At 45.8% G+C, this 21,602-nt stretch carries 21 protein-coding genes and 1 pseudogene; 6 read left to right on the top strand and 16 right to left on the bottom strand.

What is annotated here, in order from left to right; translation table 11 throughout:
* Positions 1–144 precede the first annotated feature (144 nt).
* A complete protein-coding gene (locus ACY2VT_RS08390; protein ID WP_055219683.1) occupies positions 145–1,068 on the bottom strand; it encodes a SufB/SufD family protein in 924 nt (307 codons plus the stop codon).
* Positions 1,068–1,799: an ATP-binding cassette domain-containing protein gene (locus ACY2VT_RS08385; protein WP_461879560.1), complete on the bottom strand. Its 732-nt coding sequence runs from the start codon at positions 1,797–1,799 to the stop codon at positions 1,068–1,070. The genes ACY2VT_RS08390 and ACY2VT_RS08385 overlap by 1 nt, the downstream gene beginning before the upstream one ends.
* 230 nt (positions 1,800–2,029) lie before the next feature.
* Here ACY2VT_RS08385 and ACY2VT_RS08380 point away from each other — a divergent pair, with 230 nt between their 5' ends.
* Positions 2,030–2,686, top strand: coding sequence for an SDR family NAD(P)-dependent oxidoreductase (locus ACY2VT_RS08380; protein WP_461879559.1), 657 nt, complete (start codon positions 2,030–2,032; stop codon positions 2,684–2,686).
* A 107-nt stretch (positions 2,687–2,793) separates the two neighbouring features.
* Here the strand turns inward: ACY2VT_RS08380 and ACY2VT_RS08375 are convergent, their stop codons facing one another.
* On the bottom strand, positions 2,794–3,600 hold the full coding sequence (locus ACY2VT_RS08375) for a class I SAM-dependent methyltransferase (protein ID WP_461879558.1): 807 nt from the start codon (positions 3,598–3,600) through the stop codon (positions 2,794–2,796).
* Between the two features lie 47 nt (positions 3,601–3,647).
* A complete protein-coding gene (locus ACY2VT_RS08370; RefSeq protein WP_461879557.1) occupies positions 3,648–4,292 on the bottom strand; it encodes an L-2-amino-thiazoline-4-carboxylic acid hydrolase in 645 nt (214 codons plus the stop codon).
* A gap of 299 nt (positions 4,293–4,591) precedes the next feature.
* Here ACY2VT_RS08370 and ACY2VT_RS08365 point away from each other — a divergent pair, with 299 nt between their 5' ends.
* Positions 4,592–4,684: a putative holin-like toxin gene (locus ACY2VT_RS08365; protein ID WP_461879556.1), complete on the top strand. Its 93-nt coding sequence runs from the start codon at positions 4,592–4,594 to the stop codon at positions 4,682–4,684.
* Between the two features lie 601 nt (positions 4,685–5,285).
* A complete protein-coding gene (locus tag ACY2VT_RS08360) occupies positions 5,286–6,218 on the top strand; it encodes an AEC family transporter (RefSeq protein ID WP_461879555.1) in 933 nt (310 codons plus the stop codon).
* A gap of 64 nt (positions 6,219–6,282) precedes the next feature.
* On the opposite strand, the gene ACY2VT_RS08355 is transcribed toward ACY2VT_RS08360, so the two are convergent.
* The 5 genes from ACY2VT_RS08355 to ACY2VT_RS08335 form a co-directional block, all read right to left on the bottom strand.
* Entirely contained in the window at positions 6,283–7,965 is a 1,683-nt protein-coding gene (locus tag ACY2VT_RS08355) for an AAA family ATPase (protein ID WP_461879554.1), read from the bottom strand.
* Positions 7,966–8,175: 210 nt separating this feature from the next.
* Positions 8,176–8,997, bottom strand: a complete 822-nt coding sequence (gene rhaD / locus ACY2VT_RS08350) for a rhamnulose-1-phosphate aldolase (protein ID WP_461879553.1) — start codon at positions 8,995–8,997, stop codon at positions 8,176–8,178.
* 37 nt (positions 8,998–9,034) lie between these two features.
* A complete protein-coding gene (locus ACY2VT_RS08345) occupies positions 9,035–10,456 on the bottom strand; it encodes an arabinose isomerase (RefSeq protein WP_461879552.1) in 1,422 nt (473 codons plus the stop codon).
* A 29-nt stretch (positions 10,457–10,485) separates the two neighbouring features.
* Positions 10,486–11,886 carry a rhamnulokinase gene (rhaB, locus tag ACY2VT_RS08340; RefSeq protein WP_461879551.1) on the bottom strand — a complete coding sequence of 467 codons (1,401 nt, stop codon included), beginning with the start codon at positions 11,884–11,886 and terminating at the stop codon, positions 10,486–10,488.
* 248 nt (positions 11,887–12,134) lie between these two features.
* Entirely contained in the window at positions 12,135–12,989 is an 855-nt protein-coding gene (locus ACY2VT_RS08335) for a YitT family protein (RefSeq protein WP_461879550.1), read from the bottom strand.
* A 223-nt stretch (positions 12,990–13,212) separates the two neighbouring features.
* Between ACY2VT_RS08335 and ACY2VT_RS08330 the strand changes: the two genes are divergently transcribed.
* Positions 13,213–13,470 carry a hypothetical protein gene (locus tag ACY2VT_RS08330; RefSeq protein WP_461879549.1) on the top strand — a complete coding sequence of 86 codons (258 nt, stop codon included), beginning with the start codon at positions 13,213–13,215 and terminating at the stop codon, positions 13,468–13,470.
* Positions 13,434–14,102, top strand: coding sequence for an ROK family protein (locus tag ACY2VT_RS08325; RefSeq protein WP_461879548.1), 669 nt, complete (start codon positions 13,434–13,436; stop codon positions 14,100–14,102). The genes ACY2VT_RS08330 and ACY2VT_RS08325 overlap by 37 nt, the downstream gene beginning before the upstream one ends.
* A gap of 145 nt (positions 14,103–14,247) precedes the next feature.
* Here ACY2VT_RS08325 and ttdB read toward each other — a convergent pair whose 3' ends face one another.
* Genes ttdB through ACY2VT_RS08300 form a run of 5 tightly spaced genes read right to left on the bottom strand, consistent with a single transcriptional unit; the run spans position 14,248 to position 18,574 of the window.
* Positions 14,248–14,874 (bottom strand): L(+)-tartrate dehydratase subunit beta, encoded by a 627-nt coding sequence (gene ttdB, locus ACY2VT_RS08320; RefSeq protein WP_461879547.1) that lies wholly within the window; start codon positions 14,872–14,874, stop codon positions 14,248–14,250.
* A complete protein-coding gene (gene ttdA / locus ACY2VT_RS08315; protein ID WP_461879546.1) occupies positions 14,874–15,773 on the bottom strand; it encodes a L(+)-tartrate dehydratase subunit alpha in 900 nt (299 codons plus the stop codon). The genes ttdB and ttdA overlap by 1 nt, the downstream gene beginning before the upstream one ends.
* 13 nt (positions 15,774–15,786) lie before the next feature.
* Positions 15,787–16,533, bottom strand: coding sequence for a hypothetical protein (locus tag ACY2VT_RS08310; RefSeq protein WP_461879545.1), 747 nt, complete (start codon positions 16,531–16,533; stop codon positions 15,787–15,789).
* Entirely contained in the window at positions 16,485–17,201 is a 717-nt protein-coding gene (locus ACY2VT_RS08305) for a serine hydrolase domain-containing protein (RefSeq protein ID WP_461879544.1), read from the bottom strand. Before ACY2VT_RS08305 ends, ACY2VT_RS08310 begins: the two co-directional genes overlap by 49 nt.
* Positions 17,201–18,574, bottom strand: coding sequence for an APC family permease (locus ACY2VT_RS08300; protein ID WP_461879543.1), 1,374 nt, complete (start codon positions 18,572–18,574; stop codon positions 17,201–17,203). Before ACY2VT_RS08300 ends, ACY2VT_RS08305 begins: the two co-directional genes overlap by 1 nt.
* A gap of 324 nt (positions 18,575–18,898) precedes the next feature.
* On the opposite strand from ACY2VT_RS08300, the gene ACY2VT_RS08295 reads away from it, so the two are divergent.
* On the top strand, positions 18,899–19,768 hold the full coding sequence (locus tag ACY2VT_RS08295) for a LysR family transcriptional regulator (RefSeq protein WP_461879542.1): 870 nt from the start codon (positions 18,899–18,901) through the stop codon (positions 19,766–19,768).
* 264 nt (positions 19,769–20,032) lie between these two features.
* Here ACY2VT_RS08295 and ACY2VT_RS08290 read toward each other — a convergent pair.
* Both ACY2VT_RS08290 and ACY2VT_RS08285 read right to left on the bottom strand, forming a co-directional pair.
* Positions 20,033–20,398 (bottom strand): annotated as a pseudogene (locus ACY2VT_RS08290) (PfkB family carbohydrate kinase); the annotation flags it as partial.
* A partial coding sequence (locus ACY2VT_RS08285; protein ID WP_461879541.1) for an MFS transporter occupies positions 20,382–21,602 on the bottom strand: 1,221 nt, incomplete at its 5' end. The pseudogene ACY2VT_RS08290 and the gene ACY2VT_RS08285, both read right to left, overlap by 17 nt.

Here is a 21,602-nt window from a genome sequence, read left to right as displayed (position 1 = left end):
GTTTTACTAAAAGTCAAAATATTTTACTTTTTATTTTAGTAAAATTTACTACCTGTTTTTTGTGAAAAATGCACAAAAAGAGGCATCTCCATCTATGCAGACTGGAAATGCCTCTTTTTTTGTTCTCTTGTTTCCTTTTTTTCTTCAGCTCAGGAAGTTTTCAATAATGACGTTTTCCGCCTCCGCTTCCGTCATGCCGAGCGTTCTGAGTTTCAACAGCTGCTCGTCATTGATCCGTCCGATCGCCGCCTCGTGGATGATTGCCGCATCCACATGTTTTGCCTGGATCTCCGGAATAGATCCGACCTGGGCGTGATCCATGATGATAGAATCGCACTGGATATGGGCGTGGCATTTGTTTTTGCCGACTGCCTTCGGATGGAAGACCTGGGAGGAATTGCCCTTTCCGACAGAACGTGAAATAATCTGTGCGGAAGAACCGCTTCCGTTCATACATACTTCAATATCCGACTCTGCCTTCTGGTCACCGTCTGTCATCAGACGTTCGAGCACGAACAGTTTGGAGTTTGCATCCATCACAACATTCGTCGTACGAATTGTTGAGTCAACGCCCTTAATCTGTACGGTATCCAGCGTAAAAACGGAATTTTCTCCGATTTCAATATTTGTCACCGGGTTCAGAATCCGCTGTCCCGTTCCGTTTCCCTCACCGTAATGCTTTTCCTCGTAGCGCACGTTGGCATTTTTTCCTACATGGAACGTATGGATACCGTCGTGCCGGCTGTCGTTACAGCCGCCGTTGTGAATACCGCAGCCCGCTACAATCGTAACATCGGCGCCGTCCGCAACGTAGAAATCATTGTAAACAAGATCCGTCATACCGGAAACGCTGACGACAACCGGGATAAATACTTTTTCGCCTTTTGTCTCGCCGTCAATCAAAATATCAATGCCCGGCTTATCCTCTTTTTTGCGGATTTTGATATGTTCACTGTCACCGTGGCAGAGCGGAATGCCGTTCTGGCGGAGATTGTATGCCCCTTTCTGCTCAAATCCCTCGCTGATCTGATTTAATACGCCCTGGGTTGTCTCATCTACCTGTACCATCAGCATGTGCCTCCTTCCTGGCCGCACATCCGGCCTGTTTTCTGCTGGAACAGGGTCGGCAGTACGTCTTCCTTTGTACCGTATTCTTTCACCTGGCCGTCCTCGATCACCATGATCTTGTCTGCCATCTGGATAATGCGTTCCTGATGGGAAATGAGGATCAGACATTCTTTCTTCTCTTTGTGGATTTCTTCAAACCGTTTGATCAGCATGGAAAAGCTCCACAGGTCAATGCCGGCCTCCGGCTCATCGAAAATGCTGACCTTATGCGGTTTTGCAAGAACCGTTGCGATCTCCAGACGCTTCATCTCTCCTCCCGAGAGCGTACCGTCCATCTGGCGGTTCAGGTAATCGGCAGAGCAGAGTCCGACAGCGGAGAGGAGTTTACAGCTCTCGGCTTCCGTCAGTTCTTTTCCGGCTGCCAGCGACAGCATTTTTTTCACCGTCATTCCTTTAAAACGCGGCGGCTGCTGGAATGCATAGCCGATGCCGGCGTTTGCGCGGTGGTCAATATCATAACCGGTAATATTTTCCTCATCCAGGAAGATTTCTCCGCCGTTTGCTTTCTCAATGCCGGCAAGTACTTTGGCCAGCGTCGATTTTCCGCCGCCGTTCGGTCCGGTAATCACCAGCATTTCCCCGTCCTTCACCTCAAAACTGATGTGGTTGACGAGGCAGCGTTTTCTTCCCTCTTCGTTTACTTCAAAGGTAAGATTGTCTACTTTCAGCATATTTGCACCTCTTTTGTTTTCGGTCTTTGAGGAATGATCCCTCTTCCAAAAACTCTACTCCTTCTCTTAAAGTCTGTCAATTGTTTGTTACAGTTTTGGGACACTCTTTCTTTTTTGGTTATTGATTCTCCCTGTAACGTTTTCCTCTTCTGCATTCTTGCCATTTCTTCTGGATCGTATGCCCTGTTTGCGGTATAATGGGGATAATATTTCATCGGGAGGTTATCGTTATGCGTGTACTTATTACAGGAACCAGCTCCGGGATCGGGAAGGCGATTGCGGAGAAATTTTTGAAAGACGGCTTTGATGTTACCGGATTTGACCGGAAGGAATCTTCGATTGCGCAGGAGCATTATACCCACTTCTGTCTCGATATCCGCGACAAAGAACAGTATCCGGATCTGGCACCGTTTGATATCGTCATCAACAACGCCGGTGTGCAGAATGAGGATGATATTGATATCAATTTGAAAGGAACGATCGCGATTACGGAGGCGTACGGAATTCATGACGGGATCCGCGCCGTCCTTATGATCGGCTCGGCCAGCGGCCATACCGGAGCTGAATTTCCGGAATACACCGCAAGCAAGGGCGGCGTTCTCGCCTACACAAAAAATGTGGCACTCCGCATTGCACCGTACGGCGGAACGTGCAACAGCCTTGATTTCGGCGGCGTACTGACCGAGCTGAATCTGCCTGTCACAGAAGACCAAAAACTCTGGGATCAGATCATGGATCTGACGCCGCTGAAACGATGGATGACCGTCGAGGAAACGGCCGACTGGGCGTATTTCATGACCGTGACGAACCGGTTCTGCACGGGGCAGAATATTCTGATTGACGGCCTTGAAGCCGGAAACGCACACTTTGTGTGGCCGGATGAATGATTTGTTGATTGCCTGCACAAACAAAAAAACAGGTTCCCTGCACGGAAGCTTTTTGGGCTTTTCCGCTGCCGGGCTGCCTGTTTCTTTTTATTTTTTTTCGTTTTTTCTTACGCTTTCTCAAACACCAGAATTTTCTCTGCGAATTTGTGGACAATCGGCATCCACATGAACAGCTTGTAGATGGGATTCAGTGTTTCCATACCGCGGGCGATGTTGTCGTCTTTTACTTTTCGGAAACCGGCGGCAATGTTGCCCAGGTCTGCAAAGCTGTTCGCACCCCAGGTAAACATCGCGCCCGTCGCCTGGATGGATTTTTCGATGTTTTCTTTCTTTACAAAGTACGGGCACAGCGTTTCCATGCAGACGTAGGCGTTGTCGAAATGATCGCGGATGATGGCGAGCATCGTTCTGACTTCGTCCGCTTTCATGTACATGGTCAGACCTTCGATAATGAAAAGCATTTTGCCCCGCACTTTTACCTGATCGGCCCATGCCGGATCGAGCACGGAACACGCAATCGTGGAAACGCGGCCGGATTCCTGATAGATGGAATCGCGCACCTCAATCGTCTCCGGCAGATCGAGATTGTACCAGGTAATTTTTCCATTATCCATGCGATAAAACCGTGTGTCCAGACCACATGCAATGTTGACCACGGTGCATTCCGGGTTCTTCCGGATAAAGTCGCTGACCAGCTCATCAAACACAACACTCCGCGCTACAATTCCTCCGCTCATTGCTGTGTCCTTTTTCGCATTGCTGAAATCGTAGTCGATGCGGTCAATCAGCACTTCTGCTTTGGTGTCGCGGAACTTGTTTTTCGGATTTCTGCTGTGCATGGCACGGGCGTAGAAGCACTGCAGCATCGTCTCGGCGGTTCCGTTCAGTTTTGGTTTTATTTTTTCATTGCTCATTCTGGGTGATCTCCCTTCCATTTCACCGGTTCCGGTCCGGTCTTGTTTTATTTCGGATTTTCCACCTTGTCTCCCACAAACCAGTAATCACAGACCTCACCGCCGCCTGCCAGCGTATGGTCACGATGGAGCTTTGCATGCATCAGGGCTGCTGTCTTGTAATCAATGTCGCACATAATCGGCAGCACTTCCAGATAGCCCTCTTTTCGGGCGAAGGTGTTCAGGGGACATTGGGTGAAGTGGTAATAAAAACCGTCCTGATGCTTCGTCTCATCAAAATGAAAATCCCACGAATACGCCTTATACTGCGGATGTGCTTCCAGCCAGGCGGCATCCTTATGCATCATCTCCGCAATCCGCGCCATGCCGCTCTTCTTATTCGCATTGATCATCAGACCCATGGCTTTCAGAAGCGGGAAGGACATCATCTCCTCTGAGATTGTACGCAGTTCATCCACAGAGATTTTCCGGTCGGATGCATCCCACAGGGCGAGGAAGATGAGGCCCTCATAGAGATTCGACGCCATGGGATTGTCCTTTCTGATATCGTCGGCGCGGCGAAGCAGGTCGCGGTAGATCTGGTTGGTTTTGCGGAGAAGCTCGGTGGTTTTCGCTTTGCCGTAACGTTTTCGCAGGCTTTTCTTTATTAAAGGAGTCAGCATGTTCCAGTATTTGCTGGTGTATTCCATCATGGGCGGGTACCTTCCTGATGTTTCTTCTATTTTTCTTTATTATCTCATATACCTTTGTAAATTTCAAACTTTTGTTCTGTTTTGTATTATATTCAAATTCAATACACTGCACATTTACAGGAACTTCAAATTTTCTGACTATTTTTTATTACTTTCTTTTACTTCTCTTTTTTGTTATAATACATTTCAAGAAATGAGTTTTTCTTGTTTGTTTTTCATTGGGAATCTTAGACAATCTAATATATTTAACCGGGCAGCCGGGGGACGTGCTTTCATCTGATCTGAGTCTTGCAGAAAGGATGATTATTATGAGTACATACGAAGAATTGCAGATTATAATCAGTGTTGCTTTGCTTATTGTCGCAATTTTGACTTATACAAATAAGAAATAGCCGTCCTGCTCCCTGGTAAAGAATGGACGGCTATTTCTTATAGCAATTTAACATTTTCGCCAGATCGGGTGATCGCACTCACCTTCCGGCTGTCTTGTTAAGTATATTATATTGCAATCGTGTAATTTTGTCAACGCTGGCTTTTGCGTAAGCTTCTTTATTTGCTGAATAAATATCAATTTAATACATTTAACCAGGGAACCGTTGGGGTGTTATGTCAGCCGCCGGACATTTTTTGAAAGGAGGCTGGTGCTGATGGTTACATATAGTGATTTATTTACTTTCGTAATTATGCTTTGTGCTGTTATAACTCTTGTTATCAATATCATGCACAAAAAATAGCGCCCTCGCTCTGGTAAAGTAAGGCGCTATTTTTTGCAATATCTTTTATCCGGCGGTCAGGTGTGCACTGACCAACGGTTCTCTTGTTAAGTGTATTATATTACAAGGTTTTCGCTTTGTCAACGTTCGCTTTTTAGCTGATCAGATCTCTTTCCTTCCCATTCTGAAACTTCGACCAAAATCTCCCAAAAAGAATTTGAAATCCCCTCCCCATCGTCTTATAATATTTCCCATAAGGCACAAATATGGGGGGATTTTTATGACAATCAGTATTCTTCTTGCGCAGCAGATCGCGCAGCTCTTTCTTATGATTTTGATGGGCTTTTTAATCGTAAAAGCCGGACTTTTAAAAGATGAGGACAGCAAGGTTCTGTCGAAAATTGTGCTGTACCTGATCATTCCCTGCGTGATCCTGAATGCGTTTCAGGTCGATTACACGCCGGAAACGGTGCGGGGGCTGCTGGTTGCGTTTGCGGCTTCGCTTCTGACGCAGGTTGTGCTTCTTTTTGCGGTTTCGGCTCTTGGACGGGTGTCTCATTTGGATGCGGTTGAGATAACTTCTGTTTACTACTCCAATTCCGGCAATCTGATTGTGCCGCTTGTGACGGCTATTTTAGGGGAGGAATGGGTGCTTTACAGCTGCGTTTACATGAGCGTACAGCTTGTCTTTTTCTGGACGCACTGCAAAAAGGTGATCAGCCGGGAGGCTTCCTATGACTGGAAGAAAATTGTTCTGAACCTCAATATTATCTCTATTTTCGTCGGAATTCTTCTTTTCTTCACGGGCATCCGGCTTCCTGCGCTGTTCAACAATACGCTTCATTCTGTCGGAAGCATGGTTGGTCCTGCCAGTATGATTGTTACGGGTATGCTTTTTGCCGGCATGGACTTCCGGCAGATTTTTGCGAATAAACGGATTTACTTCGTGACCTTTCTTCGCCTGATCGCCGTTCCGCTGATGGCGCTTATTCTTCTGAAAGTCAGCCATCTCGCCGACCTTTCCGCGGACGGACCGACACTGATTTTGATTGTTTTTCTCGCCATCATCACGCCATCTGCTTCTACGGTCACACAGATGTGTCAGGTATACGGAAACGATTCACGCTATGCCAGTGCGATCAATGTTGTCACCACGCTGGCTTCTATTGTGACGATGCCGCTTATGGTGATGCTGCTTCAGATGGTAATCTGATCACAATTAATAGAAAAACGCTGTCCCGCTTCCCCTTCCAGAGAAGCATTGACAGCGTTTTCTATTACCCAATTAGTACCTTTTTCCCTTCAAACGCAAATCCATAATGCCGGATTCTTTCTTTTGGGATTCCCCGTTCTTTCAGCTCCGCGTCGTATTTCTTTATTTCAATCTGCGCCAGTGCTTTTTGTACCGTTTCCTGCAACGTTTTTTCCTCAGTTTCTTTTACTTTAAATTCCAGAATCATAGCATCTCGATCCAAATTTCTGGGAATTAGAATCACATCGTATCTTCCATACCCACTTTCCCGATTGGAACGTACTTCATAAAGATCTCGGACTTCCACCAGCAATCCAAGTACAAATCCATGATAAAACCGCTCTGGCTGGCTCCGCTCGGATACATGTTTTCCAACATCAAAATTACTAAATGTAGCAAGTTCAATATCATTCATATAGAGGTTCATCGCTTTTACATCCCCATTCAGCAATGCTTTGATAAATTCATTATAATTGGCAGATGCCGCTGCAAACCAGCTTTTGAACATATTCGAAAACATGCTCACAGTCTCCAGATTTGTGATGGAAAGAGAATACCACGGCTCCAGCGTCAGTCCTCTGTATTCAATCTCCTCCACTTTCAGATAACCGCTTGCCACCAACAGACTCCATACCGCACTTTCATCCTGTTCTAATTGTCCAAATATAATCTGCTCATCAAAATTAACTACAATTTGTTGTCTGTTGATCAGTTTTTCCAGTTCTTCCTTCATATTTACCGATGCCGACTGCAGGAGTTTGCTGATCAATCCATTGGAACTTGTAGCTGCCCAGTAGGGCCGCAGTTTTTTCTCTTTCAGATAATTTGTAATAGACCACGGATTGTAAATATCACGATGCGTGCCAAAGCAAAATCCGTCATACCATTGCTTTACCAGATCTTTCTTTTCCGGCATTCCAAATTGATCTAATGATTGAAATACCTCTTCTTCTGTAAAACCAAAACAGTCTGCATAGGCATCGGATGTTGTTGTAATAACCGTCAGATTATTGAGGTCCGAAAAAACAGATTCTTTGGAAATACGGGTAATTCCAGTCATCACAGCGCGTTCCAGATATGGATTTGTTTTGAATGTCGCATTGAAAAGGCTTCTCATAAATCCTACAAATTCATCCCAGTATCCATGAATATAGGCTTCCTGCATGGGCGTGTCATATTCATCCAGAAAGATCAAAACTTTTTTTCCATATAAAAGATTCAAATAACTGGAAAGATTTTTTAATGCATCCTGTGCTGTCACATCACTCATTTTTTCTGTAATTTCCAGCATCTGCTGTTTCTCATTTTGCGTAAAGCATTCTTCCTGCTCCAAATACCGATGTTGGCGATAAGCATCTACAATAATATTTTTTATCTTCTGCACTGCATCTTGATAGTTATTCTGTTTTACGTCCGCAAAGCTCAGAAAAATCACCGGATAAGTTCCCTGCAGTCTGCGGTATTTTTCCTGTTTCCAGATGGAAAGCCCTTCAAAGATGGTACCTTTTTCTGCATACTGTCTGGAAAAGAAACAATTCAGCATGCTCATATTCAATGTTTTGCCAAATCTTCTCGGACGTGTGATCAGCGTAATGTCATCTCCACTTTCCCACCATTGTCTGATAAAATCGGTTTTATCAACATAAAAATAATGATTTTCTCGGAGGGAAGCAAAATCCTGCTTTCCTATACTAATCGCCGAAGTCATATTTCATCTTTCCTTTCTGCGCGCAGACACACCAGCATTTTCTGTCTGATAATGAAATGTTCCACTGTTTTCTAATCGATAATCTTATCTTATAGTTTATCAAATTCCGAAAGAAATTAATAGACTTTTTCTTCTGCACAGCAAAAAAATGGCCGTCCCATTCCTCAGTGCAAGGATCAGACGGCCATTTTTCACTATCAGTTTCCAGTTTTATTTCTCATACAAAAACTCTTCCGGCAGTGTTACGCCGAAGTCTTTTGCCAGGTGGCGGAACTCATCCGGTGTAATCGTCTGGCGTTTGGTTGGCTGCATGGAGAGGACTTTGACGAGAATCTCTGCGGATTTCTCTGCGGTGTGCATCAGGCCGAAGGTCAGGTCGAAGTCGAAACCGGCTGCGAACATGCCGTGGTGTGCCCATACGGCGAGGTCGTATTTTTTCATCAGCTCACTCGTTGCAACGGCGATCTCTCTTCCGCCTGGAACCATCCACGGAACGACGCCGATGCCGGATGGGAATACGACCGGGCATTCAGTTGCCATTTCCCAGAGTTCGCGGGTGAATACTTTATCTTCTAACGGCAGGACGAAAGTCAGTGCAATGACGTTGGTTGTGTGTGCATGGTAAACGACGCGGTATCTTTCGTCCTGCAGTTTTTTCACTTCCAGGTTCATCAGATGGCTTGGAAGCTCGGAGGTCGGACGGCCTCCGTTGACAAGGCCCCAGACGATGCGATAATTCTCTCCCTTCTCGTCCAGCTCGATCATGCAGATGCTGTCTTCCGGTTTGATGATGACATTTCGGAAATATTTTCCACTGCCGGTTACAAGAAAATATTCTCCGGCAAGATTCGGAACGGAAGTTCCGATCGGGTTCCATTCTCTGGCTTTAAAATTTTCTTTTACGCTCTCAACTTCTTCCGGTTTTACACGGTAGGAAAGGTTTCCGCCGTTTCTCTCATGCCATCCCTGCTCCCAGCCGTCATTTGCCATCCGGATAAAGCCTTTTACAAATTCTGCATCTAAAAATTTCATGTTTTTCTCCTCATCTTTCTCTATGATAATTCTGTCTTTAGCGGCACACAATGTCTACCGGCACATCCAGGATTTTTGCTACTTTCAAAATCGTATCAATATGGCGTCCGACTGCTGCTGCCATGTGATGCGTCGGGCCTGCCTCGCTCCATCTGTTGCAGAATTCTCTTGCTCCGATGGAGAATCGTGTTCTCATATTGGTATCGCCGAACATGAAGATCGGGCCGTCCTCGTTGACGCCTTCTGCGACAACAAATTTGAAATGGCCGTCTTTATCCTGCGTAATTCCAAGGTACGTAACGTCTCCGACCGACGGATAGAACTGGGTCAGATAGCCGCCGCCTGTCTTTCCGTGAAAGACATCAACGATTTTCATGGTAGGTTTTCTTGCCTGGGAAATATCCGCATCGCCCGATCCGGAATGGCCGATGATACAGATGTCCTCGTTGAAGTCGATCGAATACATCTCGGAAAGCTGGCCGGTTCCGGCGATTGTTTTCAAAATGCTCATTGCCATCGCAACTTTGATGTCGCCCTCTACGGCGCAGGCAGTTCCCTGTTTGATCAGCATGGAGAATGCCGGGATCAGCATGCTGTCCAGTTTTCCGGCAATGCCCTGGGCAAAGCCGTCATAGTGGGATGCCACCATGCCAAGGTCCTCTTCTTTGACCCACTCTTCAAATGCAACAACATATTTTGCCATATCCCATACAGTTTCTACGGTAGCGCCGCCCTCGATGTCGAAGGTGTCGAGGATATCCTCGGCTTTTGCGCGGATCGCGTCTTCGTTTGTGATGTGATCGGCGATGGCCCACATTTTCTCCCAGTCGAACTGTTTCGTGTAAAGTCCCATCCGGTTGTAAAGGTTGGTTTCATCAATATAAAGATCCATCATACCCGGATACGGTCTTCCGATCTGGGCAATGTTGGTGTAGCGGAATCTTCTGCGCACCTGGGCTGCACGGCACCACTCGTCGATTTCTTTTGCCACATAATCATCGCCGCCTTCTACGACACCGGTGATAACGGCATGACGTTTGCCCGCGCGCTCCAGATCGGCCACCATCTCGCCGACAGCGCCGCACGCATACAGCTCGCCGAGCCATTTCGGGGTATCGGTGTTGGCGTAGTCCGGTGCTTTCAGTTTCTGTACGTTGACCAGCACAACCGGCACATTCAGGTCACGGATCGCCGGGAGCATGTTGTAGCTGGTTGCATACGTCAGAAGCTGTAAAATAACAAGATCGACATCCGCTGCACGGAACTTGTCTCCTGCTTTCATGGATAATTCTTTTGTTGTGACAATTCCGCCGTCGATCATTTCCACGGTGTCCGGAATGGTCTTTTTGAATGCATCATACTGCGCCTCGAACTCCGGAACCAGAGTCGGGAACTGCGGCAGGTATGCGCCAAGTGCAATGGCAAATACGCCTACTTTTGCTTTTGTTTCAACTAACATGTTCTTCGCCTTTTTAACCTTTCTTATTTTTATGCTTCATATTTTTTAATTTCAAAAGAATGGAAAATGCATTTTCTCGCATCCTTCAGGTCTTTGAATTCTTTTCCAGCAATCATCTGCACCGCCAGATTTCCGATCGCGGTTGCCTCGGTCGGGCCTGCCAGCACGGTTCTTTCGGTCTTTTCTGCGGTCAATCGGTTCAGATAATCTGCATTGGCACCGCCGCCGACTACATGAATCGTCTCGTAACGGCATCCGGTCTGCTCTTCAAGTTCTTTTAAGGTCGCCCCATAGCATACGGCCAGGCTGTTGTAAATAACGGCCGCCACTTCGGCGATTCCCTGCGGTACCTGCTGGCCGCTCTCCTCGCATGCTTTCTGCACTTCGTCGGTCATATTTTCCGGTGCAAGGAAACGGTCGTCGTTTGCATCCACGATAGATGGAATGGTGCATTTTGATGCCATTTCACAGATCGTTCCAAAGCCCAGATCTTCTGCAATTTCTTTCCGCACGGACTGAATCATCCACAGTCCCATGATGTTTTTCAGGAAGCGGTATCTTCGGTTGTATCCGCCCTCGTTGGTGAAATTGCGCTGCATGGCTTCCGGTCCACAGTCGGCTTCTTTTAATTCCGTTCCCATTAAGGACCACGTTCCGGAGCTGATGTAGAGCACATGCTCCTCATTGCTCGGTACCGCAGCTACGGCAGAACCAGTGTCGTGTGTTGCAGGAAGCACGACCTCGCAGTCGAAGCCGACCTGCTCTTGGATTTCTTTTTTCAGATGACCGATGACGGTGCCCGGCTCGCTGATCGGCAGGAAAATTTTCTCCGGATAACCCAAGTCTCGAATCATCTCTTTGTTCCAGTCTCCCGTTGCCGGATTGACAAGCTGGGTTGTTGTCGCGTTCGTGTACTCCTGTGCTTTCACGCCGGACAGCAGAAAATTCAGGTAATCCGGAATCATCAGAAGAGTCTCTGCTTTTTCCAGCTGTTCCGGTTTTTTCTTTTTCCACGCCATGAGCTGATAAATGCTGTTGAAAATCTGTTTCTGGATACCGGTCGATGCATAAAGTTCTTCCTCCGGCACCGTACGGTAAACCTCCTCATCCATCCCTTTCGTGCGGTCATCGCGATAAGCAACGGCATTTCCGATCCGCTGATCGTCCTTGTCCAGAAGGACAAAATCAACCGCCCATGTATCAATTCCGACACTCACCGGGATCTTTCCAAGTTCTTTGCATTTTTTCATTCCGGCCAACACGGATTCAAAGAGCGCCTCGATATCCCACACCTTCTCACCGTCCCGTTTCTGCATTCCATTTGGGAAACGGTAAATTTCCTCGAGAACCATTTTCCCATCTTCCATATGGCCGAGAATATGTCTTCCGCTGGATGCTCCTATATCAATTGCTAAATAATATTTTTCCATACCCATCCTCCATTTTCTGTCTCTAATTATAGAGAACTTTCCGGCGTAAAAAAAGAACACGCTTTGTCTAAAAAAGTGTCCTTATTTGCACTGCCGCGACCTCAAAACAGGTATCTGCCTGTTTCATCCGCAGTGCAATTCTGCCCGAGGGCTTTTTGCTCCATGAGATAATTCAAGAAACGTTTTCACAGGAAATTATGATAAAAAAATTCCGCAGCACTTCAGCGATTGAGGTGCTGCGGAACTTTTTACATTTTTGGCTGATATCTCATGTCGGATACATTGTAAACTGTGATAAATGCTTTTGGATCAAGTTTGTTGATAAAATTCATCAATTTCTGGTATTCGGTCTTGTCTACGATCGTGATGATTTCTTTGCGCTTCTGCATGTTATAGGCACCATAGGCTTCGTAGATCGTAGCACCGCTGTGCAGCTCATGAAGGATAAATTCCCGAAGTTCTTCTTCCTTTGGAGTGATGATACATACCCGGCGTTTGATATTGTGATCAAAAATAAAATGATCCAGAACAATTCCGTTAAAATACGTTCCAAGGATACTTAAAACTACCGTTTTCTTGTCGTAAACGAGTGCTGCAGACAGAGCAACACACATACCGGACAGAGACATGGCTTTTCCAAGCTCCATATGAAGATATTTATTCATGATCTTTGCTACAATATCAAGTCCGCCGGAAGAAGCATTTCTGTTAAAAAGAATGCTGAGTCCCACACTGACTACAAGTGTATAGCACAAAACATCCAGCTCCTGACTGTTTGTCATCGAGCCAAAATCCGGAAAGATTTTTTCAAACAGTCCAAGAAAAGCAGGAAGCATAATACTGGTGTAAACAGTTTTTACGCCAAATTCTCTTCCGCAGGTAAAAAAGCCAATGATCAGAAGTACTACATTCAAAATCATGGTGATGGCGGAAAGAGGCAGCGGTACAAAGTTGGAAAGTACGATACCCAGACCGGAAATGCTGCTGACAGAGGTATGGCTTGGCACCAGAAAGAAATAGACTGCCGCCGCAATAATAGCAACAGCTGCTGTCAGGATCAGGATTTCCAACAGGATCTGAGTATCCTTCAGTTGTTTTTTCATATTAATTCTCCGTATCTTATTTTTTATAGATGGGAAGATCCCTTCCTTATATTAATGGCATTTTGAAGATATGTAAACCCTTTCCGGGAATCATTCCAACATATTTGTGTATCGTTGTTGCTTTTCCGTCAGCTTTCTGTAATACATATCCTTTTTATTGCTTTTTTTCGTTCTATGCTACAATAAACTTAACATTATCTTGCAACGTAATCAGGAGAACAACATGAGCGAAAAGGGATTGACCAACATTAGTCTCAAAAAAATAAATAAATCAAAGGTTTACCAATATATTTACAGAAAGAAAAAGACCTCCAAGCAGCAGATCGTTCAGGAACTGCAGATGGGTTTATCCGCGGTCAGCCAGAACCTCAACCTTCTGGAGCAGGAAGGTCTGACCATGACAAAGTTCTTGGCATTTCCATTGCCACACAGGGTATCATATCTTTGGATCATACCACCGTATTATATGGATATATCATGAATAATACAAACATGAAACTGGATGATTTTTCCAGATACCTTCCTTATCCCTGTTATCTGGAGCATGATTCGAAATCAGCTGCATTTCTTGAATTATGGAATCATCCGGAGCTTGACAGTGCTGTTATTATTCTGCTGAACAGAAATCTGGGCGGCGGTATCATCACCGATCATCAGGTTCAGCAGGGAGTCTCCATGCACAGCGGAACGCTGGAACATATGTGTATTTATCCCGATGGGCCACTTTGTTATTACGGAAGCCGTGGCTGCCTGGAGACCTACTGCTCTGCCAATGCACTGGAACAGGCTGCAGGTATGCCTGTCAAAGAATTTTTTCCTCTTCTTCGCGAAAAAAAATCTCCCCAGATCCTGCAGATCTGGAAAGATTTTTCAGATTATCTGGCATTTGCCATGAGAAATCTTAACCTGATGATCGATGCACCGATCATCCTTAGTGGCTACCTTGCACCTTATTTTACAGAGGAAGATTTGGCCTATCTGGCAGAGTATCTTCATACTGCTGCACCATCCATACCAGATAACACGCAGATACTGGTCGGTACGCATGGACAGTATACACCGGCAATCGGAGCTGCCCTGCATTATGTAGAGAAATTTGTTCAATCCATTTAACCGAAACCAACCAGTTCTGTTTCATGTCCACCAGCAAGTGGCGGAGCAAAACACATGTGTGTGTATAAGTAAATTCATGGCAGTGATTACTTATCAATTTATAGCAAGATTGCTTTTTTATTTCAGAGAAGTATTTTGAAAATTACTATTTGATAAATCCAACCTGTTTGCTGATAATCTCATACTGTTCTTCTTTCTTCTTGTTGTAGCCGACCTTCAGCTCCTCAAACAGGTTGTTACCCTCCGGATCAATTGAGACGATCAGCGGGCCGAATTCTTTCACACGGCAATTCCATAACGTTTCCGGCATTCCAAGATCCTGCCACTCTGCGCGGACAATCTCTTCGACCTCCGTTGCAGCAACAACAGCATTTCCAGCCGGGAAGACACAGTGGATTGCACCGAATTCCTTACAGGCTCTCTCCGTATTCTCTTTCATTCCGCCCTTTCCGACGATCACGCGGACACCGGTTTCTTTTACAAATTCATACTCAAATTTTTCCATCCGCATGCTGGTAGTCGGGCCGACCGATACCATCTCAAATTTTCCGTTTTCCAGCGGGCGGATAATCGGACCTGCATGGAAAATTGCGTTATTTCTTACATCAACCGGCAGTTCTCTTCCCTCTTCTACGAGACGACGGTGTGCTACATCACGGCATGTCGTCAGACTTCCGCTTAAATATACGATATCTCCGATTTTGATACCCTTTAAATCTTCTGCTGTTACAGGAGTAACCAGGATTTTCTTTCCATTTCTTTCTTCTACCATTATAATTCTACCCCCGAATGCGTTGTAATTGTGTAGTTGAGGTCCTTATCAAAAATAATGTGGCCTCTTCTGTGGCTCCAGCATCCCACGTTTACGGCAACACCGATAACGGACGGATGGCGCGCGGTATTTTCAATATTGACACCGAGCACAGAATACTTTCCGCCCATACCCTGCGGTCCAAGGCCGATCGCATTGATGCCGTCCTCGAGCAGACGCTCCATTTTGGCAGCACGCTCATTGTCATTGTGGGAACCGATCGGACGCATCAGCGCTTTTTTTGACAGCAGCGAGGCTGCGTCAATCGAGGTTCCAATGCCGACACCGACAAGAAGCGGCGGGCAGGCATTCAGACCATATGTGGTCATAATGTCGAGAACGAACCGCGTCACACCCTCATATCCCTCTCCAGGCATCAGCACCATAGCTTTTCCGGGAAGCGTACAGCCGCCACCTGCCATGTAGGTGTAGATTTCACACTGATCAGAATCCGGAACGATATCCCAGTAAACGGTCGGAGTTCCCTTTCCCACATTCTTTCCAGTATTGTACTCATCGAATGTCTCAACACTGTTGTGGCGCAACGGCGCTTCGAACGTTGCCTGTACTACCGCATCTTTTAACAGTATTTCCAGTTCTCCGATCAGTGGGAATTTCGTGCCGCATTTTACCCAGAACTGCAGAACTCCGGTGTCCTGACAGCTCGGACGGTTCAGCTCAACTGCTTTTTTCTGATTTTCAAACATCGTATTGTAAATCGTTTTCGCAAGCGGGCTGTCCTCTTTATCGCGCAATTCTTCCAGTTTTGCAATGACATCATCCGGCAGTTTTTTCGCCGTATGGGCAATGAATTTTGCCATTTTGTCGGTCATTTTCCGAACCTGTTCTTCTTTTGACATACTATGCACCTCTTTATTTTTCAATATTGATATCAAATTCACGCGGGCTGCAGTCGTTGTTGTCCAGATATGTGACATTTGGCTGCCAGGCTCCTCTCATCTTCCCATGGAAATCCAGCGTGTAGACCTCCCGGTAAGACGTATTAATCATGCTGTCCGCAATCACGAGTTTTTCATCGGAATATGCAAAGCTTAAGCAATGATATTCTTTTCTGAAGTCGTCCGGATACAGATCGTTTCTGACCCACTTTTTCAGTCCGGCCGTCAGCTCTTTTTCTTCTCCCTGCAGATCGGCCGTGATGCGCAGCATACCGTCTCCCAGCTTGTCGAGCTTCACCCAGCGGACATTTCTTGGGTTGACACCGAAGAAGATTTTCCTTCCTTTCACTTTCCAGTAAAGCTCCTCTGGAACGTCCTCCCCATCCGGCATCGGCAGACAAAGATCCGCCTCTTTTTTCCGCAGCGCGGTACGCTCTTCTTCTGTCGATTTTGGAGCTTCCACTGCTTTTAAAATATATTTCTGACAGATATCCGCGATTTTTTCACTCGCTGTACCGGATGTGATACCGATCACAACCGGAATCTCGCGGAATCCGATCATGAACTGGCCGAAAGTGCCCTCAGCTGCAAATATTTTCTCGCCGGTCTTGACCTGATAACCGTAGCTGTCGATCGCATGACCTGCTGCCTCCGGGATCTGCACGCGCGGTTTTACCATATCGGAAATCCACTCGGCCGATACGAGCTGTTGCCATTCCACATTCCATTCTGCTTGATCAGCCAGCCAAGTGCGGCAATCCACGGTGCAGTCAGATACATTCCCCATCCGCCGGTATTATAGCCTTCCGGGCTGGAAAGCCAGTTGATTTCCGGCAGATCCATTTTGGAAAAGACACGCTCTTTCAAAAGTTCCAGGCACGTTTTTCCCATAACCTTTGATACGATCACAGACAGCGTATAACTGCAGCCGGAATCGTAATGGAAGCCGTTTCCAATTTCATCGGCATTTCGTTTTTGTCCAAGCCACGTTGTTTCCCAGTCTTTTGTCAGACGTGTGAACCACACATTGTTGGCACAGAAGGTGGAACCGGCCTGCATCGTCAGCAGATCACGGATCGTGATTTTCTCAAGTGTGGTATCGTACGTCACCGGAAGCTCGTCCCGCAGATAGTCCAGCATGTAGTCATCCAGAAAAAGTTTTCCCTCGGACACAGCCATGCCGACACAAAGAGACGTTCCTGTTTTAGAGAGGGAATGCATCATCTGCGGTACTCTGAGGGAATATGGCGCCCATGCTCCCTCAAAAACGGTTTTTCCTTCTTCCAGCACGCAGATGCTGTGCAGCTCTGCCTCCTGTTCCAGTTCTTTGATCATCTCGAGAAGAATGCCGGCATTCAGCATTTCCTCTCCTGCTTTTTTTCGTTCCATTACTTTTCCTCCTCTGTTTTTGGCGGCCATACGGATGTCTCCACCTGGATTCCGCCGCGCTTCGACAGATAAATACCAAGCACAATCAGACATACCATGATGACGACAGCGCTTGCGGCGTAGATCGGTTTTACGCTCAAAATTCCTTTGATAAAGATGGTTGTATAAATCAGAATACTGATTCCGCAGAACACGTACAGCATCTGTGTTTTCAGATGGAATTTGTTATTTTTCCATGCCTCCGGATACTTTTTCGGCACCTGGGAAATCGCATAAACAACGGTTACGTTCATAAAGAATGAGATAACCTGGAAAATATTAGTGATCGTTACGATGCTCATATCACAGATAATCGGAAGCAGGATAACAATCAGTGTGTAAGTATAAATCAGATACGGCATTCCCTTGCGGTTCGTTTTCAGGATCTTTTTCGGAAGCCAGCCATCATTTGCCGCCTGCGTGATTGGGTAACGGACATCGTTGAACACACCGTTCTGTGTGGTAATGATCGCCATAATCGGACCACCGATCAGGAACAGTTTGTAAACGGCTGACGGAAGGATTGCCTGCGCTGCCGGAAGAATGGTCGGTGCTCCGGCCACTTCATCGTGCGGCAGGATTCCGCCGGTTACCATGGCAAGCCCGACGTAAATGAACAGCAGACACGGAACGCAGCTCACGCTTGCCACCGGCACATCTTTTGTTGCATTTTTTGCATCTTTTCCATACCAAATGACACCGAAATAACCGTTCGCGGAGTTGATCAGCAGCAACGCTGCCAGCATGAAGCCTTTGAATCCGCCGGTGAACATCTGGACACCAGAAAAATCAAAGATCGGCTGACGGATCTGGGTCAGTCCAAAGATCACGTAGAGAACCATGGTACAGAGCAGAATCGTTGACATGATTTTGCTGACTTTGGCGAAAATATCAACGCCCATAAGGTTCAGTACGAACAGAACGACTGTTCCTGCGATTGCCAGCGTTTTGGCAGACAAAGACGGAATCAGTACATTCAGGTAAAGGCCGAGCGCCAGGGCAAAGGAGCTGTTCAGGATCGGCATGACCAGTTTGGAATACGTGATCAGACCACCTGCGCTTACACCCGCCAGGTTTGTTACGACCGAGTACGGACCACCCGCTACGCGAAGGGTTCCGCCAAGGATGATATACGGAAATACCATGAAAAATCCCATGATAATAGCCACCAGATACGCCAGCCACACGGAGTATCCTGTGTACGCCATCGCCGGACCAATAAGCGTTACCATTCCCGAACCAATTACGCCGCCGACAGCGATTGCGAACAGATCGCTTCTTTTCAGAATTCCCGGAGCTGGTTCCGGTTTATTCTTGATGATGTTTTTTGTCATTTTCTCTTCTTTTCCTCCCAATTTGATGCGAAAAACGTAAAACCCGGCCGGAATTTTCTCTTTTTCTTAACCGCTATTATAGGCGCGTGACGCGATGTTGTACATTTACGAAAAATGAGGGCGCTATAAAAAAAAATGATAGTTTGGGAATAAGGAAAATTTATAATATACGATGTGCTATTGTTTTTGAATTTTGTAATTGAATACTGAAAATTTTACAGACCATCTACAGATAAATATGCTATAATAAGCAAAATAGCAGCGAATTGTGCTGTATTTTCTCTCTTTTTCCAGAATTCATCTGACCTTATGGAGGATATTCCCATGAAAATAATACAGCTTGAATATTTCTGCGCGGTTGCGCGCTATCATAGTATTTCCGAGGCCGCGCGGAAGCTGTACGTGACACAGCCAGCCATTTCCAATGCGATCAAGGAGTTGGAAAAAGAATATGCAATCCGGCTCTTTTTTCACGGAAAAAATAAACTTTCCCTGACCTCGGAGGGCGAGCAGTTTTATCGTACCGCCGAGGCTCTGCTGAAACAGGTAGAAAATGCCTCTGTACAGCTCCACGCACTCGGAAAGTCTGTGCCACCGCTTCGCATCGGCATTCCACCACTCCTCAGCACCGTATTTTTTCCGGATCTGCTGGTGGATTTTAAAAAACGGTATCCGACGATTTCGGTGGAACTTTTCGAGTACGGCTCCAAGCGCGCCGCTTATCTCACTTCCGAGGGATTTTTAGATTTGTCGATCGTCAATATGCATTTTTATGATGTTGATAAATTCCACGCCTGTCCGATGCTATCCGACGAACTTGTCTACTGCATCGCCACTGACCACCCGCTCGCAGGCTCCGATCCCCTCCCTATTTCCGCTCTGGCAGACGAGCATCTGATTCTCTGCAACACAGACTCCGTTCTGGATACGACACTGTCCAGTCTCTTTGAAGCCTCTGCCGTCAGACCGGAAATCTTGCTCCACAGCAGCCAGCTTGCGACAGTTCATACCTTTATTGTGAACCATCTCGGCGGAGCGTTTTTATACCATTCGGTCGCACAGAAATACGATGACCTCGCCGAAATTTCCATCACCCCGCCGATCGACCAGAACATCGGTCTCATCTGGCCGAAGGGAAAATATCTGAACAGCAGCGTGGAAAAATTCATTTCTTTCGTAAAAGAGAGGGGCTGATCCCGATAGATTCCCCTCGCGTTTTCCTAATGATTTATCATTTTTTAAGGGTGAAGTTCATCCGAACTTCACCCTTATTTATTGGTATGCTTTACTTGGAAATTCTGTCAATTGGTTGCATTTTCAGAATTATTGAACCGGATTCATTTCCTACACCAAGCAATCTTAATGTACGATAATCCAGCTTCCCGTGAAAGAATTTCTCCAAAACAGCTGTCATGAATAAAGCGAGACAAGTCATGGCTGCTGTCTTGTACATTAATGATCCAGTTCTTCTTTTTTTAACTGTGTATCTGCACCCGGTTTTCTTGCAAAAGAAAAATTCCGTTCTCCATTTTCACCGATTTCCACAAATGCCAACGTTGTAAAATAACCCGGGTCTTCGACAATAGCATCTGTATTGATTCCTTCCTTTTGCAATGTCTTCTTTAAAAATTTACCATGCATATCGTTTCCAACTTTTCCAATAGAAGATGTGCGATACCCAAAGTGGCTTGCAACTGTCAGAAGATTTGCCGGAGCACCGCCGGGATTCTGTTCAAACAGTTTTCTCCCATCCTGACTGTGTCCTGCTTCCGTAAAATCGATCAGCAATTCTCCCAATGCCACGATATCAACTTTTTCTTCCATTTTTCAGTTCCTCCACAATCTCGTTATAACGTTTTTTATTTAACCGGTAGAAAAACAATACAACCGCAGTTACAATCCAAAGTGCACCTGGAATCGTCGTAAATGCATGTTTCATAATTGAAAGTACAGTTGTATTTTGTGTCTGATTTGCAATATAACCATATTTTCCAAGCAATCCTGCTAAAAGTGCTGTTCCAACTGCCATTCCGATTTTATTTCCAAGTGAAATAAATGCATACTGAAAACCGTCATTTCTAAGTCCGGTTTTCCACTCCCCATATTCCACACAGTCTGGAATAATTGCATAGATTGCGGTATTAAATCCAGAGAAGAAAAACTGTGTCAGACCAGATAAAGCATAAAAAATGGCTGGTGATTCTTTGGCATTAAAGAAAAACATAGTCAGCATGGAAATTCCTGTAAATAAAGCAAAGAGAGATGCTGTTCTTCCTTTGTTATTCAGCTTGCGGAATACTGGTTGAAAACAGGCTGCCCCGATGATAGAAGGAATAATGATGCACATCGAATAAGTTGTGTAGTAGGAGGTATTCCCTTCCACATATGTAAAATAATACAGAATGTCTGCATTTCTACCATACAATGTAAATCCAAATAATATCTGTCCTACCAATGCAAGAAGATATGGTCTGTTCTGCATGACTGCTTTCAACTGAACCTTTACAGAAATTTTTTCTTTTTCCGGAGTAATCACTGCCTCTTTCGTCTTCGCAAAACAGAAGAAATGACAGGCTGTAAAAATACATCCATATATGACCGCAACCGTCAGATATCCTGTCTTTGCACTGTGACTGCCAAATTTGCTGATCAGTGGAACTGTGATAATATTTAACACACCAATTGCAATCATCGCTGCAACCGAACGGGATGTATTTATTTTTGCACGTTCATCAATATCCTGTGTCATAGCACCACACAAGGTTCCATATGGAATATTCACACAGGTATACCCCAAAACCAGCAGACAGTATGTAATTACCATATAAATAATCTTTCCATTCTGCGGCCAGTCAGGTCTTGCCCAGAATGTCATGACAAGAAGAATCGCTGTAATTGGTGCCGCTACTAACAACCATGGACGGTACCGTCCCCATCTCGATTTTGTTTTATCCGTAAGTCCCCCGACGATTGGATCATTGATTGCATCCCAGAATCTTGAAAAAAGCATAAGTGCTGACACCGCCGC

Origin of the sequence: Fusicatenibacter sp. (assembly GCF_050872605.1) — a bacterium.
In the GTDB taxonomy this organism is placed as follows: Bacteria; Bacillota; Clostridia; order Lachnospirales; family Lachnospiraceae; genus Fusicatenibacter.
The sequence above is the reverse complement of the archived record's forward strand: the minus strand, read 5'-3'. Positions and strand labels throughout refer to the sequence as shown.

Excerpts from the sequence above, each read along its gene's own strand:
- ACY2VT_RS08390 (WP_055219683.1), bottom strand. The coding sequence starts at position 1,068 with ATGGTACAGGTAGATGAGACAACCCAGGGCGTATTAAATCAGATCAGC.
- ACY2VT_RS08385 (WP_461879560.1), bottom strand. The coding sequence starts at position 1,799 with ATGCTGAAAGTAGACAATCTTACCTTTGAAGTAAACGAAGAGGGAAGA.
- ACY2VT_RS08380 (WP_461879559.1), top strand. The coding sequence starts at position 2,030 with ATGCGTGTACTTATTACAGGAACCAGCTCCGGGATCGGGAAGGCGATT.
- ACY2VT_RS08375 (WP_461879558.1), bottom strand. The coding sequence starts at position 3,600 with ATGAGCAATGAAAAAATAAAACCAAAACTGAACGGAACCGCCGAGACG.
- ACY2VT_RS08370 (WP_461879557.1), bottom strand. The coding sequence starts at position 4,292 with ATGATGGAATACACCAGCAAATACTGGAACATGCTGACTCCTTTAATA.
- ACY2VT_RS08365 (WP_461879556.1), top strand. The coding sequence starts at position 4,592 with ATGATTATTATGAGTACATACGAAGAATTGCAGATTATAATCAGTGTT.
- ACY2VT_RS08360 (WP_461879555.1), top strand. The coding sequence starts at position 5,286 with ATGACAATCAGTATTCTTCTTGCGCAGCAGATCGCGCAGCTCTTTCTT.
- ACY2VT_RS08355 (WP_461879554.1), bottom strand. The coding sequence starts at position 7,965 with ATGACTTCGGCGATTAGTATAGGAAAGCAGGATTTTGCTTCCCTCCGA.
- rhaD (WP_461879553.1), bottom strand. The coding sequence starts at position 8,997 with ATGAAATTTTTAGATGCAGAATTTGTAAAAGGCTTTATCCGGATGGCA.
- ACY2VT_RS08345 (WP_461879552.1), bottom strand. The coding sequence starts at position 10,456 with ATGTTAGTTGAAACAAAAGCAAAAGTAGGCGTATTTGCCATTGCACTT.
- rhaB (WP_461879551.1), bottom strand. The coding sequence starts at position 11,886 with ATGGAAAAATATTATTTAGCAATTGATATAGGAGCATCCAGCGGAAGA.
- ACY2VT_RS08335 (WP_461879550.1), bottom strand. The coding sequence starts at position 12,989 with ATGAAAAAACAACTGAAGGATACTCAGATCCTGTTGGAAATCCTGATC.
- ACY2VT_RS08330 (WP_461879549.1), top strand. The coding sequence starts at position 13,213 with ATGAGCGAAAAGGGATTGACCAACATTAGTCTCAAAAAAATAAATAAA.
- ttdB (WP_461879547.1), bottom strand. The coding sequence starts at position 14,874 with ATGGTAGAAGAAAGAAATGGAAAGAAAATCCTGGTTACTCCTGTAACA.
- ttdA (WP_461879546.1), bottom strand. The coding sequence starts at position 15,773 with ATGTCAAAAGAAGAACAGGTTCGGAAAATGACCGACAAAATGGCAAAA.
- ACY2VT_RS08305 (WP_461879544.1), bottom strand. The coding sequence starts at position 17,201 with ATGGAACGAAAAAAAGCAGGAGAGGAAATGCTGAATGCCGGCATTCTT.
- ACY2VT_RS08300 (WP_461879543.1), bottom strand. The coding sequence starts at position 18,574 with ATGACAAAAAACATCATCAAGAATAAACCGGAACCAGCTCCGGGAATT.
- ACY2VT_RS08295 (WP_461879542.1), top strand. The coding sequence starts at position 18,899 with ATGAAAATAATACAGCTTGAATATTTCTGCGCGGTTGCGCGCTATCAT.